Origin of the sequence: Castellaniella sp., assembly GCF_036379515.1 — a bacterium.
Classification (GTDB): Bacteria; Pseudomonadota; Gammaproteobacteria; order Burkholderiales; family Burkholderiaceae_B; genus Castellaniella.
This window is the reverse complement of record NZ_DASVGN010000030.1, coordinates 1-13,188: the sequence shown is the minus strand read 5'-3', so window position 1 is coordinate 13,188 and position 13,188 is coordinate 1. Positions and strand designations below refer to the sequence as shown.

17 protein-coding genes and 1 tRNA gene are annotated in these 13,188 nt (G+C 61.8%); 5 read left to right on the top strand and 13 right to left on the bottom strand.

What is annotated here, in order from left to right:
* Positions 1-17 precede the first annotated feature (17 nt).
* The 12 genes from VF285_RS10150 to VF285_RS10095 all read right to left on the bottom strand — a co-directional run bounded on the left by VF285_RS10150 (position 18) and on the right by VF285_RS10095 (position 8,328).
* The gene (locus VF285_RS10150; protein ID WP_346952504.1) at positions 18-221 is read right to left on the bottom strand and encodes a hypothetical protein; all 204 of its coding nucleotides are present in this window, start codon (positions 219-221) and stop codon (positions 18-20) included.
* Positions 212-778, bottom strand: a complete 567-nt coding sequence (locus VF285_RS10145) for a hypothetical protein (protein WP_346952503.1) — start codon at positions 776-778, stop codon at positions 212-214. Before VF285_RS10145 ends, VF285_RS10150 begins: the two co-directional genes overlap by 10 nt.
* 53 nt (positions 779-831) lie before the next feature.
* On the bottom strand, positions 832-3,261 hold the full coding sequence (locus VF285_RS10140; RefSeq protein ID WP_346952502.1) for a VirB4 family type IV secretion/conjugal transfer ATPase: 2,430 nt from the start codon (positions 3,259-3,261) through the stop codon (positions 832-834).
* Positions 3,258-3,662, bottom strand: a complete 405-nt coding sequence (locus VF285_RS10135) for a VirB3 family type IV secretion system protein (RefSeq protein ID WP_346952501.1) — start codon at positions 3,660-3,662, stop codon at positions 3,258-3,260. The genes VF285_RS10140 and VF285_RS10135 overlap by 4 nt, the downstream gene beginning before the upstream one ends.
* Before the next feature lie 3 nt (positions 3,663-3,665).
* Positions 3,666-3,986 carry a TrbC/VirB2 family protein gene (locus tag VF285_RS10130; protein WP_346952500.1) on the bottom strand — a complete coding sequence of 107 codons (321 nt, stop codon included), beginning with the start codon at positions 3,984-3,986 and terminating at the stop codon, positions 3,666-3,668.
* 123 nt (positions 3,987-4,109) lie between these two features.
* Positions 4,110-4,808 carry a lytic transglycosylase domain-containing protein gene (locus VF285_RS10125; protein ID WP_346952499.1) on the bottom strand — a complete coding sequence of 233 codons (699 nt, stop codon included), beginning with the start codon at positions 4,806-4,808 and terminating at the stop codon, positions 4,110-4,112.
* Between the two features lie 12 nt (positions 4,809-4,820).
* Entirely contained in the window at positions 4,821-5,498 is a 678-nt protein-coding gene (locus VF285_RS10120; protein ID WP_346952498.1) for a TrbM/KikA/MpfK family conjugal transfer protein, read from the bottom strand.
* A gap of 59 nt (positions 5,499-5,557) precedes the next feature.
* Positions 5,558-5,851: a plasmid mobilization protein gene (locus VF285_RS10115; protein ID WP_346952497.1), complete on the bottom strand. Its 294-nt coding sequence runs from the start codon at positions 5,849-5,851 to the stop codon at positions 5,558-5,560.
* A gap of 81 nt (positions 5,852-5,932) precedes the next feature.
* Positions 5,933-6,268: a helix-turn-helix transcriptional regulator gene (locus VF285_RS10110; protein WP_346952496.1), complete on the bottom strand. Its 336-nt coding sequence runs from the start codon at positions 6,266-6,268 to the stop codon at positions 5,933-5,935.
* The gene (locus VF285_RS10105) at positions 6,261-6,572 is read right to left on the bottom strand and encodes a type II toxin-antitoxin system RelE/ParE family toxin (protein WP_346952506.1); all 312 of its coding nucleotides are present in this window, start codon (positions 6,570-6,572) and stop codon (positions 6,261-6,263) included. Before VF285_RS10105 ends, VF285_RS10110 begins: the two co-directional genes overlap by 8 nt.
* Before the next feature lie 193 nt (positions 6,573-6,765).
* Positions 6,766-8,079, bottom strand: coding sequence for a tyrosine-type recombinase/integrase (locus VF285_RS10100; protein ID WP_346952495.1), 1,314 nt, complete (start codon positions 8,077-8,079; stop codon positions 6,766-6,768).
* 173 nt (positions 8,080-8,252) lie between these two features.
* Positions 8,253-8,328 (bottom strand) — tRNA-Phe (locus VF285_RS10095).
* 122 nt (positions 8,329-8,450) lie between these two features.
* Here VF285_RS10095 and hemA point away from each other — a divergent pair.
* The 5 genes from hemA (at position 8,451) to VF285_RS10070 (ending at position 12,705) form a co-directional block, all read left to right on the top strand.
* Complete coding sequence (gene hemA / locus VF285_RS10090; protein WP_346952494.1) at positions 8,451-9,731, top strand: glutamyl-tRNA reductase; 1,281 nt, start codon at positions 8,451-8,453, stop codon at positions 9,729-9,731.
* A gap of 83 nt (positions 9,732-9,814) precedes the next feature.
* Positions 9,815-10,894 (top strand): peptide chain release factor 1, encoded by a 1,080-nt coding sequence (gene prfA, locus VF285_RS10085; RefSeq protein WP_346952493.1) that lies wholly within the window; start codon positions 9,815-9,817, stop codon positions 10,892-10,894.
* A complete protein-coding gene (gene prmC, locus VF285_RS10080; protein ID WP_346952492.1) occupies positions 10,894-11,715 on the top strand; it encodes a peptide chain release factor N(5)-glutamine methyltransferase in 822 nt (273 codons plus the stop codon). The genes prfA and prmC overlap by 1 nt, the downstream gene beginning before the upstream one ends.
* Positions 11,716-11,734: 19 nt before the next feature.
* Positions 11,735-12,124, top strand: a complete 390-nt coding sequence (grxD, locus tag VF285_RS10075) for a Grx4 family monothiol glutaredoxin (RefSeq protein WP_346952491.1) — start codon at positions 11,735-11,737, stop codon at positions 12,122-12,124.
* On the top strand, positions 12,124-12,705 hold the full coding sequence (locus tag VF285_RS10070) for a UbiX family flavin prenyltransferase (protein ID WP_346952505.1): 582 nt from the start codon (positions 12,124-12,126) through the stop codon (positions 12,703-12,705). Before grxD ends, VF285_RS10070 begins: the two co-directional genes overlap by 1 nt.
* A gap of 68 nt (positions 12,706-12,773) precedes the next feature.
* On the opposite strand, the gene VF285_RS10065 is transcribed toward VF285_RS10070, so the two are convergent.
* Positions 12,774-13,188 (bottom strand): EAL domain-containing protein (locus VF285_RS10065; RefSeq protein WP_346952490.1); only part of this gene is annotated, 415 nt, incomplete at its 5' end.

Below are 13,188 nucleotides of genomic sequence, written 5' to 3'. Positions count from 1 at the left end.
AATGAAATGTCGTCGGTTCATGGGGTGTCCTGTGGTGATGGGTTGGTGGGGGTCGTCTGGTGCCGTTTGAAGGCGGCCCAGGCATCAGCCACGCTGCAGGCGGGCCCAGCTTTTGTAAGCCAGGTCGCGCGTTCCGATGGTGTCAGGATGTTCCACCAGGCCATGCCCATGGCTTCGTCGGCGGAGGGTGGCCGGTCAAGGTTTGCAGGGGTCACAGACATAGGTCGGGGCCCTCCTGTTCGTGCGCTGGAGGCTCCAGTTGCATAGGGTGGTCGAAGCGCACACCGATGAGATCAGCAATCCGCTGGATGTCGGCCGGTTCTGGCCGATGGCCATTCACTTCGTGGATATGCAGGCTGTAATACTTGTGTACACCTTGCTCGAAATACTCCTGATCCTCGCGCGGGGTGCTGGATGAAAACCAGAGATACGGTGTGTGGCGGGGATCGGAGGCAGAAGGCAGGTCCAGGCCGTAGTCCTGCCCGATGCGCTGCAGCTCGTTCGCATCGACCGTTCCGCGTTCGATCTCGACGGTGCCTTCGCTGAATTGGCCTGCCTCCCGGTCTTCAGGGGTCCAGCGTTCGCCATAGATCGAAATCAGGAAGCGTTCTTCGGGAGGGGCCGGTTCGGGGTCAGCCAGGCCCAGGCGGTCGTAAAAGGCGGGGTCATGGTGATGCCCCCGTGCTGATTGAAGATCATCTTGTTTGGCTTGCTCCAGATCCCGGCTGCGCGGTTCGTCCGGGCGCAGCCGATCCTGAGCATGGGGCTCATGCTTCATAGTGTGGTTTCCTTGCGAAGGTGGCCAGCTGACTCAGCAGGCGGAACAGATGATTACCGCTGCGCTTGGCGGATAGCGGCCAAGTAGATAGGCAGCCAGGCGGCAGGATCCGTCCCTGCCTGGGCCACCGCCTGTTCGGCAATCTCGGCCATGTCGGGGCTGCCAGAGAACACCAGCAATTCATCTTCGCAGCCAGACAGGTCCAGCTGCGCTACGGTGACGCTGGTCCCCTGTTTGACCAGGAACTTGCGGCTGGCTTCGCCCAGGCCGCGCAGCAGCTCGAACTCTGCAGGCGTGAGTCCAAAGCCCTCGACGTAATCGCGGGCGCGGGCTTTGGGGTTGGGCAAGAGGATGAGCGTTGCGGTCTGCTGTACGAGCGACGGCCCCACGGGGTTTTCGGTGATGGCCCCCGGCTCCTGGGTCGCAAAGGCGAGCACGCCGTTCTTTTTGCGAATCGTGCGGCTGGCGTCCTGCATGGACTCCTGAAAATGCGCGTCCTTCAGGGGATGCTGGCACTCGTCGTACAGATTGATGATGCGCCGCCCATCGTGCAGGGCGTCGATCCTGTGCTTCAGGTACAGGGTGGCTGCTCCGCGCACGTCATCATCGTCCAGCAGTTCCGTCAGATCGAAGCCGAAGATCGCGGGCTTGCCGCTCGTGATCTCCAGATCCAGGTGATCTGCCGGATTGTCGAACACCCAGCCGTATTCACCGCCTTGGCACCAGGGGGCGAGCCGTGCATGGATGGTGCTGTGCGACTCGTCCTCGCTGTAGGGGTTGGGCAGCAGCGTGTTCAGGGTTGAAAGTGTGCGGGCAGGCCGGTCGATGAGCGTCACCAGCTGTTGCACCGCCTGGGTGATGTCGGCCCGCTGACGGGTGCTCACCGCTTCGCCCCGGCGCTCAGCCAGGTACACGACCAGGCGCACCATGAAGGCAACGTTGCCCTTGGTCGGCTCCATCTGAAACGGATTCCAGCCGGTCGCTTCGCCCAGGCGGATGTTGAAGTAGCGCCCGCCCAGCGCCATGATGAGCACCTGCATGCCCTGGTCTTTGTCCCAGACCACGCAAGTCGCGCCAAACTTCTGGGCTTGGGCCAGCAACATCCCCTGCAGCACGGTTTTGCCGGTGCCCGTCATGCCGATGATCATGGTATTGCCAGGTCGCCGTTTGCCGGTTTCGTCCAAGTCTTCGGTGGATGCGTGAAAGTTGAAGAAAAAGGGCGATCCGGTCTGGGTTTTCAGCATGGTGACCGCTGGCCCCCAGGGATTGCCTGCGGGCTTGCCGGTCAGCTGGTTGTGCAGACTGGAAAAGCACAGGAAGTTGAGCGAGGTGACCGGCACCGGCCGGGGCCGCCAGTGCCAGTTGCCCGGCAGCTGCGCCCAGAAGCCTGCTTCCAGGGCCCGATCCAGTGGCCGGAAACCCACGGCGTCTTCGGCCAGGGCCGTGGCCGTCTGGGCGAGCGCCTGGCGCACACCTTCGGTCGTGTCGCCATAGATGAGGATCGTGGCGTGGTGATCCCCCAGCCCCAGGCGGGCCGAGGTCAAGTCATCCATCACGTCCGAGAGCTGCGCCACTTGGCTCGCTGAATCATCGCCCGAATCGACCAGCAGCTTGTGGTGCTTTTTCACCAACTTCTTCGCCGCAGCCCCCGTGTGGCTGCCCCAGGACTGGGTGAGCACGAATTCGTGGGGTAGGCCCAGCAAGCGATCCAGGTGGCCGGGTTTGGTGGTTTCTGGGTAGTCGCGCAATTCCATCATGCCAAAGATCCGCGAGCCCGCGACGGTGCGCAGTTCGCCCAGCTCCCCATGCCGCCCGAAGATGGGCCGAGCATGGGGCAGGGATTCGCGCAGGCGCTCCTGGCTGATTGCCACGGGACGGTGGATGCCAGAGAGCAGGAACCCCAGAAATTCAGCGGTTTCACTGAAGGCCAGGCCCTGGCGGTCCACGATGCCGAGGATCTGCGGATCGTAGCGGTACAGGCCGGCCGTGAACACCCGCAGGGTGCTGGTCAACCGTTCGATCGACTCGGCCTGCCAGTGCGCCAGGCGCTTGCCGTTGGCCTTCTCCAGGCTGGCAAAGGTGCCCAGGACTGGGTCTTCGACTGGGTGGATCAGCACGGTCAGGTACAGGTCGTTCACCATGAGACCCGAGGTATCGAAGGTGGCTCGATAGGCCGCATCGAACTGGGCGGCAAAGGGCTGGGCAAAGGTACTGTCCGGGTATTCCGTCACGTGCCTGCGGATGATGTGCGAGTAGAGGCCCAGCGAACCCATGGGCAGGCCGCGCAGCACATTGTGCAGGGCTTCAATCCAGTCCTTCAATTCCGCTTGCGCGTGGGCGTCCGCAGCCCGGCCCGCCACTTTGATGACTGCCAGGTATTCATGGCTATCGCACGCGATGATCTGATCGGTAACGTGGTGGGAATAGGGGAGGTAGCGGGAAACCAGCCGTTCATCGACGGCGATAGCTGCGGCTGCAGTCATGGGTGATTCCTTCGGTGAATGAGGCTGCGCCAGGGACGATCACGGTGGTAGCCCTGGGTGGCGTAGCTGGATCCGTGCCAGAAGCGCTGGTTGCGGTTGATGCGGCGGGTCTTGAACTCCAGCCATAGGACATCGAGCGCCTTGTCGTCGTCGCGGGTGACAATCGCCAGGGCGGGCATCACTACAAAGAGCAGCCCCCACCAGGCCAGGCCCGCCGTCATGGCGATGACCGCCACGCAGACAAAGGCCCCGAGCATGAGTGTCGTGGGAATGCCCATGAAGGTGGCCTTGCGCCCCAGGCCCTTGAACACGGGGTAGGTGTTGGGATTTTGGTGGGAGACTGGTGTCTGGGCAGTGGCATCCTGGTGGCCAGGACGTGTGCTGGTGGTGTGTGCGGCCATGGCTTACTTCCAGAGCAGCACGACCAGTTCCGCAGCGGAGCCCGCCAGCAGCACGCCGATACCCCAGCGGATGGCGTCGTCCTTTCTCATGACCTCGGCGGAATACAGCACGAAGATGATGACGCCAATGATCACGGCAGCAATCGGCAAGATCACATCCAGATTGTCTTTGAGGGTCTGCAGCGTCGTCTTGGCCCGCGAAAGGCCACCCATAGACTGGGCGAATGCCGCGTGCTGGATGCCTGCGAGCAGCCAGGCCGTCGCAAGGGTGTGGGCAAATCGTCCTCGGGTTGTCTTGTTCTTGATGTGTTGCGGTATCGGCATGGCATGGCTCCTGCCCCAGGCGCCGTGGTGTCGCTGGGGGAATGGTTGGAATGGTCAGGGGAGGGAGGCTGTGAGCTGACCTGTCAGCCGCCTGATTGCCAGGTGTGGATCAGAGGGGCTGAATCAGCGTGCGGGCTGTGTGAAGCCGTCGGCCGCTGGGTGGGCAGTAAATCCGTCTGGACTGCCCTGTGGGCTGGTTTCAGGGGATACACCTTGCTGCTTGGGTGAACGACCCGGAATTCCCGGATCGTTGCCCGTCGCGGTGACGGCTGGGTGTGACGTGACAGTGCCCGGTTCTGGAGTGGCTACGGAATCCACTAATGGGTCGCCAGGATGTACCACGGGTTTCAGTGCCGGTACTTGGACTGCGGCCTGGGCCACAACCTTGCGCACATAGCCGTTGGCAAATCCCTTGGTGAAATTCCCGGTGTTGTAGCAGGAGAGTGCCGCCCGTAGGGCTTGCTGCTGATCCCGATAGCCATTGAGCGCCCTGGCATAGCAATCGGACAGCACCGTCTGGGCTGCCGCCAGATTCCGGCAGGGATCGAAGACCGTGGTGCTGGTAAGGCCCAGCCAGCCCCAGTTGCGCACATTGATCTGGCCAAGGCCTGCATCGAAATCGATGCCTTCGGCGATCAGACGTTCAGCTGCCCGGCTGGCAGTCTCCAGGTCGTGCGGTTGCCGAGACAGGGCCTTGTCCTTGCGGTTGACGCCAATAGCGTACTGCCGGGTGCCGGACTCATGCCGGATCAGTGCTTCCAGAGTGACAGGGTGGATGTTGGGCGCGCAGGCCAAAGCCAGGGCGGCCAGTTCGGCAAGCATGGATGGCCGCCTTCAAAGATTGCCGCGCTGCCTGGGGTCAGACATCGAGAAGTTCCAGCCCTGGGCCCACTGGCCGCCGTGATCGGCATCCCAGCGGGCCTGAGCGACCTCAAAATCTTCGGTCTTGACCCAGCGCCCGCCCATTGTGGGTCTGCCAACGTAGCGCACGGACAGTTCGTAGGTCCAATCGTGATCGTTGTAGGCCACGCACCAGGTCGGCAGCTGGGTCAGCGTCACCGTGGGCAGCGTCTGGACTTCGTAGACGGGTTCCTGAGTGCCGGTTGCTGCATCGTAGCGATAACCGCGTTTGCGCCATTTGTAGGCGGTGTCGGCGTAGCTGCGGTTCAGGTAGTCGGCATCGCATTTGCCTGCACCGTGCGAGATAGCCTCCACCCGCTCCGGCATGCCGGGATCGGCTGCGGCCGGGCACTGGCCCAGGAAAGATCGGCGAGCAGCAACAGTCGCGCCCCAATCCAGGCCGTGGCGATTGAATTTCTCAATCCCGAAGTAGTGATCCAGCGATGGGCTGCATTCACCAGGACGCAGGCTGGAAGACAGGCACAGCGTGGCTTCGCAGGCCAGGCGTGGGGTGCCGGTCAGCAAATCGGCAGAGTTGGCAGCGTGGGCGAGCGGTGCCAAAGCGCAGGCAAGTGCCAACGCCCCAGCGCGCAAGGCAGGGAGGGTTTGCATGGGGATGTCTCCGGGGAGAAGAGAGAAAAGCAGATGGCCGTGATCGGGCCGGGGATGGGTCAGCGCAAGCGCTGCAGGTTCTGCTGCGCCAAGTCGAGTTGTTCGGGCTTGGCCATGGCGCGTACCAGGTGGACGGTTTCCACAGCGGCGCGGTGGGTATCGCGCAGCTGGCCCAGGTCGGCCACGATCTGGCGCAGCAGCGTTAGCTCTTCCTGCAAGGTGTCGTCGGCCACCAAGCGGCGCCGGACGTAGTTGGACAGAGACAGCCCGGACAAGGCCGCCGCCTCGCCCAGGCGCGCAGCATGGGACGGGGTCACCCGAATGCGGATGACCTCGGAGAGAGGTTCGTTCATGATGAGGCCTCGGAATGAGGGGGACAGTGCCGGGCGCCCGGCAGGTGGCCGCTTATGGATTCGCAGCGCGCTGCTGCTTGATTAGTCGTATGTCAGCATCAAGTGCCCGACAGTCTCCGGTGTCTTGTGTACGCGGATTTCGATGTCGTAACCCAAGCGGTTCAGGCAGTCCATCAGTTTGCGTTCTGAGAAGTTCGAGAACTCGCCGCTGAGTAAGGCGGAAACCTTGGGCTGAGTCAGGCCCATCCGTTTCGCCGCTTCGGCTTGCGTCAGCCCGCGCTCACGGATGGCCTTGATGATTTCAGCGGTCAATCCTGACTTGATCTGCAGCTTTTCAGCATCTGGAAGGCCCAGGTCTGCGAAGACGTTGCCTGAGCTGATTTCGACTTCGACTCCGTCGATGATGTGCTTATTCATTTTTCAACTCCTGTGCCATGGTGGCAGCGACCTTCAGGCGGCGACGGATGATATCCATATCCGGCTTGGGCGTGGCGATGCCGCGTGTGCTCTTCTTCTGGAATGCATGCAGTACGAACACGGCTTCCGGAAAGCGTACTGTGTAGACAGTTCTGTAAGTGCTGCCTGAATCGTCTTCAATGATTTCCAGGATGCCCGCACTGCCAAAGCCGCTCAATACTTTCGCTGCTTCATGTCGCTCTCCGCGCTGTGCCAAGTCCAGCGCATGTCCGACGAATTTTCGCACTGACATAGGCAGCTCCATCAGGTCCTTCTTGCTGCTGCCTATCCATACAAGCGGTTTGATGAGGGAAGGTTTCACGCTATTATACCATTTCAAGGATAGGTGGGGCACAAGCTGTACTGGCGATGTTCATGGGTCGCCTGCTGTTGCAGCGTGTGGTTTGTGTGTTGGCGGGGACGGATGGTTGCGGCCCAGACGCGCGTGTCAAGTCCGTCTATGTGCCGAATCGCTGTTCTGGTTTGGGCTGCTTGCGTATGAACCGCAAGATTTTGCTGTCCGGCTGCGGCAGCTTGCCAGCTTCCAGATCGTCCAGAAAATCGGCCCATTGCTGCACCATGGCTTTGCGCTGGGCAATAAAGGCTGCCCGGTCATAGCTGCTGCCGAGCTCTTCGTCGGAAGCATGGGCCAGGTGTCGCTCAATGACATCGGAATCCCAACCCAGATGCTCGCGAATCATGGTGCGCGCTGTCGCGCGGAAGCCATGGCCGGTGATTTCTTCCTGGGTGTCATAGCCCATGGTGCGCAATGCGACGTTGATGGTGTTGTCGCTGATGTAGCGGCTTTTCTCTGAGCGCCGTGACATGCTGCGGAAGACCGGGCCGGTGGGGCCGGTCAGCGGATACAACTCGCGCAGAATTTCCAGCGCCTGGCGTGGCAGCGGGACGATATGGGCGGGCGTTCGACTGTCGCGCTTCTGCCACTCGCGCATTTTCATCTTCTCCGGTGGGCAGCGCCAAAGCTCGACCTCGAAATCGATATCCTCCCAGTCCGCGAGCCGGATCTGTCCCGGCCGTTGAAACATCATGGGGGCAAGCCGCAACGCGCTGCGTGTGATGAAGTGCCCGTGGTAGTTGCGGATGTCACGCAGCAGCTGCCCCAGTTTGGCGGGCTCGGTGATTGCCGCAAAGTGCCTGCTGCGCGGCGGCGGCAGACCGCCCGTGTTCTTGTTGACGAAGTTCTTGCCGGGCTCCAACGCGCCCACGTCCACGGCGTATTGATAGACGTGCTGAACGGCCTCGCGGACGCGCTGTGCCGTCTCAAGGGTGCCTCGATCCTTCGGACGGTACAGGCATTGCACGATTTCCGTTGGGAGGATCGTTTCGATCGGCTTGTGGCCTACCCAGGGAAAGATGTGAATTTCCAGATGCCGGATGACCTTCTGGGCATAGTCTTCTGACCATTCCCGGTCCTTCCTGGCGCTGGTGTGCCAGGCCCGCGCCAGCAGCTCGAAGGTATGCAGGCGCGCGATGTGCGCCTGTTCCTCCTGCCGGTCGCGTACATCCTTGGGATCGAGGCCGTTGGCACGTTGGCTGTTGGCTTCGTAGGCCTTGGCGCGTGCCTGGGCAAGCGTGACTTCCGGATAGGGCCCCATGCCGAGCTTCACAGCCTTGCCGCCCTTCGTGTACCGATAGACCCAGGCCTTGCCGGTGGTTCGTACACGCAGGTACAGATTGTCGCCGTCGTTTAGCAGGTATTCTTTCGGACCGGGCTTGGCCGCCCTGATCTGAGTCTCGCTGAGTAGGCCCATGACTTGTACCCCCAGAGGCTGTTTTTGACGAAACCATTGTGGGGTACAAGTTGGGGTACAGACAAACGCGGGATGTAGGGACGTGCAGTGACACGTCTAGAGCAGCGAATTCTGCCTAAGAGTCTGATTTTGTGGGGTTTTGGGACGTTTTGAACCGTGCTGGAACAGCGCGGTGGTGGCCCGGGGCGGAATCGAACCACCGACACAAGGATTTTCAATCCTCTGCTCTACCGACTGAGCTACCAGGCCAAGAGGCGAAATCATACACGATATTTTGCCTGCGCGCAGCCCGGTTCCGCGTGTACCCGTTCCCCTGAAAGGCTGGGCGCCCTATAATACAGCCAGTCTCCTATTGCAACTTTTCTTTGGGCATGTCTGTTGACGTTCTGACCTTCGGCTTGAATCACGTCTCGGCGCCGGTTTCGGTGCGCGAGCGCGTGTCGTTTCCGATCGAAGTTGTCAAACCTGCGTTGGCCGCGTTGCGCTCGGCCTTTGGTAGCCGCGTGCGCGAAGCCGCCATTCTGTCTACCTGTAATCGCACCGAGGTCTACTGTGCGGCGGATGCCGACGTGGGTCCCGATCTGCCGGAATGGCTGGCCGAGTTCAATCGTGTTGAGCCGGGCATCGTGCTTCCGCACGTGTATCAGTACCAGCGGAACGACGCGGTGCGGCACGCGTTCCGGGTGGCGAGCGGGCTCGATTCCATGGTGTTGGGCGAGCCCCAGATCCTGGGTCAGATGAAGAGCGCCGTGCGCACGGCCGAACAGGCCGGCACGCTGGGCACTTTGCTGCATCAGTTGTTTCAGCGCACCTTTTCAGTCGCCAAAGAAGTCCGCTCACAAACAGCCATTGGGGCGCATTCGGTCTCCATGGCGGCTGCGGCGGTGCGTCTGACCGAGCGCGTGCTGGGCAATCTGTCTGATTCCAGCATTCTCTTTATCGGTGCAGGCGAAATGATCGAGCTCTGTACGACACACTTCGCAGCGGTGCAACCCCGCCAGATTAGTGTGGCCAATCGTACGGTCGAGCGCGCTGAGCTGCTGGCCAACCGGTTTGGAGCGCATGCGCTCAAACTGTCGTCGCTGCCCGAACATCTGGCAGAATTCGATGTCGTCGTGTCCTGTACGGCCTCATCCCTGCCCATTTTGGGGTTGGGGCTGGTCGAGCGCGCAGCGCGTGCGCGGCGCCATCGCCCTATCGTCATGGTCGATCTGGCGGTTCCACGCGACATAGAGCCCGAAGTCGGGCGTCTCGCAGACGTCTATCTGTATACGGTCGACGATCTGGGCCGCATGGTGCAGTCGGGTACAGACGCCCGCCGTGCCGCGGTGGTGCAGGCCGAGGCCATCATCGAAACGCGTGTGCAGCATTTCATGCACTGGATGAGCAACCGGGCCATTGTGCCTGCCATTGTCGATTATCAGCAAAGTGCCGATGCGCTGCGGATGGCTGAGCTGGACCGTGCGCGGCGGTTGCTGGCGCGGGGCGATGACCCTGAAGCGGTGCTCGAGCATCTCGCGTACAGCCTGACGCACAAGTACATGCATGGCCCGCTTGCGGCGCTGAATCGTTCAGATGGCTCCGAACGTGAACAGCTGTTGGCGCTTCTGCCTCGTCTGCTGCCGGAGGCCGGCACTCGCCGCCGGCATTAGCGGCGCGTCTCGGTTCATCCTGGCGCCTGCCGGGCATCTTCCTGCCGTGCGGCGGGGCCCACTGTCTGTTTTTCGGAATCCCAATGAAAGAATCAATGCGCAGCCGTCTGGAACAGCTTGGGCAGCGTCTGGCCGAGATTGACGCGTTGCTGGCAGAACCGGGCAGTGCCGACGACCTGGACCAGTACCGCAAGTGGACACGCGAGCGCGCTGAACTCGAGCCGGTCGTGCAGGTATTTGACGATTGGCAGGCGGCTTGTGCAGACGAGCAGACGGCCCGCGAGTTGTTGGCGGACCCGGAAATGAAGGCGCTGGCTGAAGAAGAACTTCAAGGGGTTGATACGCGTATCGAGGCTTTGGAATCCGAGCTCCAGATTCTGCTGATCCCCAAGGACCCGGACGATGGGCGCAGCGTTTTTCTCGAGGTGCGGGCCGGGACGGGCGGAGACGAGAGTGCCCTGTTTGCGGGTGATCTGCTGCGCATGTACACGCGCTATGCAGAGCTCAATGGCTGGCGGGTGGAATTCATGTCGGCCAGTGAGTCCGAGCTGGGCGGCTATAAAGAGGTCATCGTCCACATCACGGGTGACGGGGTGTATGGTCGGCTGAAGTTCGAATCGGGCGCCCATCGGGTACAACGGGTTCCCGAGACCGAATCGCAGGGGCGGGTGCACACCTCGGCGTGCACGGTAGCCGTCATGCCTGAAGCCGACGCCCAGGCCGCCATTCAGATCAATCCCAGCGATTTGCGCATCGATACGTTTCGCGCCAGTGGCGCGGGTGGGCAGCACATCAACAAGACGGATTCCGCGGTGCGCATCACACACTTGCCCACGGGGCTGGTGGTGGAATGTCAGGACGATCGTTCGCAGCACCGCAACAAGGACAAGGCCATGCAGGTGTTGGCTGCGCGCTTGAAAGACCAGCAACAGCGCGAGGTGCATGCGCGTGAAGCCGCACAGCGCAAGAGCCTGGTGGGGTCGGGGGACCGCTCCGAGCGCATCCGCACCTACAATTTTCCGCAAGGGCGTGTGACAGATCACCGTATCAACCTGACGCTGTACAAGCTTGCGCAGGTCATGGACGGAGACCTGGGCGAGATCACGGACGCCTTGCTGGCCGAGCATCAGGCGGAACAGCTCGCAGCACTGGCGTTGGCCTGATGAAGGCTACGCTGCGCGAGTGGCGCGCGCACAGCACGCTGCCGCTGCTGGAGTTTCATCTGTTGTGGCAGCATGTCCTGGGGGTGTCGCGCGCGTGGCTGATCGCTCACGACACGGACGTGCTGGATGCCACGCAGTGCAAGGCTTATGAGGCATTTGAGGCGCGCCGGATGGCAGGTGAGCCTATGGCCTATATCCTGGGGCAGCGCGAATTCCTGGGGAGAGATTTCAAGGTGACGCCGGCGGTGCTGATCCCTCGGCCCGAGACGGAACTGCTGGTGGAATGTGGCCTCGCGGCCGTGGCGCAGCGACAAACCCCCCATGTTCTGGACCTGGGCACGGGAAGCGGGGTGGTGGCGATCTCGATGGCGCTGGCGCGCCCGGACGCTCTGGTGCAGGCCACGGACCAAAGTGACGCAGCCCTGTCGGTGGCGCAAATGAACGCGCAGGCATTGGGGGCAAAGCTATTGTTTTCTCTCGGGAATTGGTACGATACCTGCCTTGAGTTCACGCCGTTTGACGTCATTGTCTCCAATCCGCCGTACATTCAATTGGGGGATGCTCATCTGGCGTGCGGCGATCTTCGGTTCGAACCTCAGGTGGCCCTCACAGATGGCTCCGACGGCCTTTCCGCACTACGGATCATTGTGCAGGGGGCCCCTGCCCGCTTGGCGGCGGGGGGGTCCTTGATCGTCGAGCATGGGTTTGATCAGGCATCTGCAGTGCGGGCACTTTTTCGTGCACAGGGGTTTGAGCAGGTCGCCAGCATGTGTGATTTGGCCGGTATCGAGCGTGTCACAGGGGGCCGATTGCCGGCCTGAATAATTTTTAGTGAGTTCTATGATGAGTGAATCAGCCCAAAACGAAACGACCCAGAACGCTGCAGCCGAGGGTGAAAATGCCCAGGCCGAAGTACGGGATTTCATCCACGAAACCATTACTACGCATCCGGTGGTCTTGTTCATGAAGGGCACGGCCCAGTTCCCTCAATGCGGGTTCTCGGCGCGCGCCATTCAGGTGCTTAAAGAGTGCGGGGTCGGGCAGTTGGTGACGGTCAATGTGCTGGACGACCCGGAAGTCCGCCAAGGGGTAAAGGATTATTCCAACTGGCCCACAATCCCTCAGCTCTACGTCAAGGGCGAGTTCGTGGGCGGCACCGACGTCATGAACGAGATGCACACCAAGGGTGAGCTCGCCGACCTGCTGAAGGAAGCCGGGGTACTGGGGTGATTCCTTGCCGGCTGGTGGTCGGTATCAGCGGGGCGACGGGCGCGCAGTATGCCGTCCGGCTGCTGCAGCGCGTGCGCGAGCACGGTGGCATCGAGTCCCATCTGGTAGTGACCCCTTCCGGGGTGCTGAACATTCAGTACGAGCTCGGGTTGAGTCGCCAGGACGTGCACGCGCTGGCGGATCATTTCTATAGCCCGCGCGACGTGGGTGCCGCACTGGCCAGCGGGGGCTTTGCCACGGCTGGCATGGTCGTGGTGCCCTGTTCGATGCGGTCGCTGGCCGCGATCGCCCACGGTCTTTCGGACAACCTGCTTACGCGCGCCGCAGACGTCACCCTCAAGGAGCGCCGGCGGCTGGTGCTGATGGTGCGTGAGACGCCCTTCAATTTGGCTCACTTGCGCAACATGACGGCAGTGACCGAAATGGGGGGTGTGATTTTTCCGCCTTTGCCTGCGTTTTACATGCATCCAGCCAGTCTGGACGAGATGGTGGATCACACTGTGTGCCGCGTGCTCGAACTCTTCGACATCCACGTGCCTGGCCCCCGTTGGGAAGGCATGGATCGGAAAGCGCCGGACTGATTCGCGGCGCGTTCTGCCTCGTTCTTGATCCGTGCGCGTGCGGGCAGCCGCGTACCCTTTTGATTGGCTCAGGTGCCTGCGCGCGCTTTGGACTGCTGCAGCCAGGTCTCGATGGGCATGGGACGCGCCAGCAAGAAGCCCTGTAGTGCATCGCAGCGGTGCCGGACAAGAAAATCAGACTGAGCCTGGGTCTCTACGCCTTCGGCGACTACGCGCAGGTTGAGCTTGTCGGCCATGGAGAGGATGAGCTGCACGATGGCCATGTCTTCTTCGTCGTCGGGCAGGTCCTGCACCAGGCTCTTGTCGATCTTGAGTTCGTAGAGCGGCAAGCGCTTCAGGGATGCAAGGTTGGAATACCCGGTGCCGAAGTCGTCGATCGAAAACCGGATGCCCAGCAGGGACAGGGCTTGCATGCGCTCGGCGGCCGTGACGATGTTCTGGATCAACAACCCTTCTGTGACTTCGAAGATCAGCCGATTGCCG

Coding starts and splice junctions, on each gene's coding strand:
- VF285_RS10150 (WP_346952504.1), bottom strand. CDS start 221: ATGTCTGTGACCCCTGCAAACCTTGACCGGCCACCCTCCGCCGACGAA.
- VF285_RS10145 (WP_346952503.1), bottom strand. CDS start 778: ATGAAGCATGAGCCCCATGCTCAGGATCGGCTGCGCCCGGACGAACCG.
- VF285_RS10140 (WP_346952502.1), bottom strand. CDS start 3,261: ATGACTGCAGCCGCAGCTATCGCCGTCGATGAACGGCTGGTTTCCCGC.
- VF285_RS10135 (WP_346952501.1), bottom strand. CDS start 3,662: ATGGCCGCACACACCACCAGCACACGTCCTGGCCACCAGGATGCCACT.
- VF285_RS10130 (WP_346952500.1), bottom strand. CDS start 3,986: ATGCCGATACCGCAACACATCAAGAACAAGACAACCCGAGGACGATTT.
- VF285_RS10125 (WP_346952499.1), bottom strand. CDS start 4,808: ATGCTTGCCGAACTGGCCGCCCTGGCTTTGGCCTGCGCGCCCAACATC.
- VF285_RS10120 (WP_346952498.1), bottom strand. CDS start 5,498: ATGCAAACCCTCCCTGCCTTGCGCGCTGGGGCGTTGGCACTTGCCTGC.
- VF285_RS10115 (WP_346952497.1), bottom strand. CDS start 5,851: ATGAACGAACCTCTCTCCGAGGTCATCCGCATTCGGGTGACCCCGTCC.
- VF285_RS10110 (WP_346952496.1), bottom strand. CDS start 6,268: ATGAATAAGCACATCATCGACGGAGTCGAAGTCGAAATCAGCTCAGGC.
- VF285_RS10105 (WP_346952506.1), bottom strand. CDS start 6,572: ATGGAGCTGCCTATGTCAGTGCGAAAATTCGTCGGACATGCGCTGGAC.
- VF285_RS10100 (WP_346952495.1), bottom strand. CDS start 8,079: ATGGGCCTACTCAGCGAGACTCAGATCAGGGCGGCCAAGCCCGGTCCG.
- hemA (WP_346952494.1), top strand. CDS start 8,451: ATGTCTGTTGACGTTCTGACCTTCGGCTTGAATCACGTCTCGGCGCCG.
- prfA (WP_346952493.1), top strand. CDS start 9,815: ATGAAAGAATCAATGCGCAGCCGTCTGGAACAGCTTGGGCAGCGTCTG.
- prmC (WP_346952492.1), top strand. CDS start 10,894: ATGAAGGCTACGCTGCGCGAGTGGCGCGCGCACAGCACGCTGCCGCTG.
- grxD (WP_346952491.1), top strand. CDS start 11,735: ATGATGAGTGAATCAGCCCAAAACGAAACGACCCAGAACGCTGCAGCC.